The organism is Geobacter sp. PheSNFMC, from assembly GCF_059620965.1.
Map to the genome: position 1 here is coordinate 1 of NZ_JCAMRN010000129.1, position 1,260 is coordinate 1,260.

Consider the following 1,260-nt stretch of genomic DNA (forward strand, 5'->3'; position numbering starts at 1 on the left):
CAGAGACCCCCAAGAGTATCGCTGATCTGAAGGAAGCATTCGCCGGTGAGTCCCAGGCGAACCGCAAATACCTCGCCTTTGCGAAGCAGGCGGACAAGGAAGGGTTCGCCCAGGTGGCCAAGCTCTTCCGTGCCGCTGCGGAAGCCGAAACCATCCATGCCCACAACCACCTGCGCGCCCTCGGCGCCATCGGCGGAACCCGGGAGAACCTGGTGGAGGCCGTAGCCGGCGAAACCCACGAGTTCAAGAACATGTATCCCCAGATGATCGCCGACGCGGAACTGGAGGGAGCCACCGAGGCCCGCCGTTCCTTCACCTTTGCCAATGCAGTGGAAAAAGTCCATGCCGCCCTTTACCAGAAGGCCCTCGACACCCTCGGCCAGCCGGCGGAGGAATTCGACTACTACCTCTGCCCCGTCTGCGGCCACACGGTGGAGCGCGAGGCTCCGGAAAAGTGCGAAGTCTGCGGAGCCAAGGGGAGTGTGTTCTTCAAAACAGCCTAGACACATCAATGTCCCGATCGGTTGGTTTTTGCACGTAATTCCCCCAAGGACCAACCAGTCGGGACATCAGCGTTTTCGCGCGGGTTGGCCGAAAAGTGCCGGGCAGCCCGCGCGTTGGCACACCGGCTGTACTCAACGCCTGTTCCCGGCAGATATGAGGTGTGTGGACATTACGAGGATTCTTTTATTGGATGGCCCTTATTTTGCATCCAAAGCGAGATGGCAGAACCATCAGGAAAAAGATTGACATTAAATTCCGCCTCATGTGAGTATCCGGTATCCATGGAACGATTATGAATACCATTCTTTTTATTTCAGACGACTTCAGGACAGGTGAACTGCTCGCTTCCCTTCGCTCCCACTGTAAAGGCAGGGTGAAGCTCGCCCCGGATTTCGACCAGGGGCTCAAGGACGTGTTCGACAACCGTCCCGCGGGCGTGTTCATCCAGAGCGAGATTTCCGGCATCTCGGGAGAAACGGTCGCCCGACACATCAAGACGCTCCTCCGGACCGAGGCACCCCGCATCATTCTCGTCCATACCGCTCCCCTCAAGCCCCAGGGGGGGAAGAAGTGGTTCGACGATTCCCTCGACTTCAACCAGCCGGCCCATGAGCTTGCCCGTGCGCTCAAGGAGTGCGTGCTGGCGATCTCGCCCGATCTCTGGGGCGATGATGCCGCCGAGTCTTCCACCGTTGCTGCGGCTGTGGTCGGCCATGCTGACGCCGCTGCCTTCGATGCTGAGCAACCGGTCGGGGA

The 1,260-nt window shown here is 59.5% G+C and carries 1 protein-coding gene and 1 pseudogene; both read left to right on the top strand.

Going from position 1 to position 1,260, the window contains the following annotated elements:
• The coding region (locus AC6CDK_RS17775; RefSeq protein WP_496639958.1) for a rubrerythrin family protein at positions 1 to 503 on the top strand (503 nt) is incomplete at its 5' end.
• A 293-nt stretch (positions 504 to 796) separates the two neighbouring features.
• Positions 797 to 1,260, top strand: a pseudogene (locus AC6CDK_RS17780) (hypothetical protein); the annotation flags it as partial.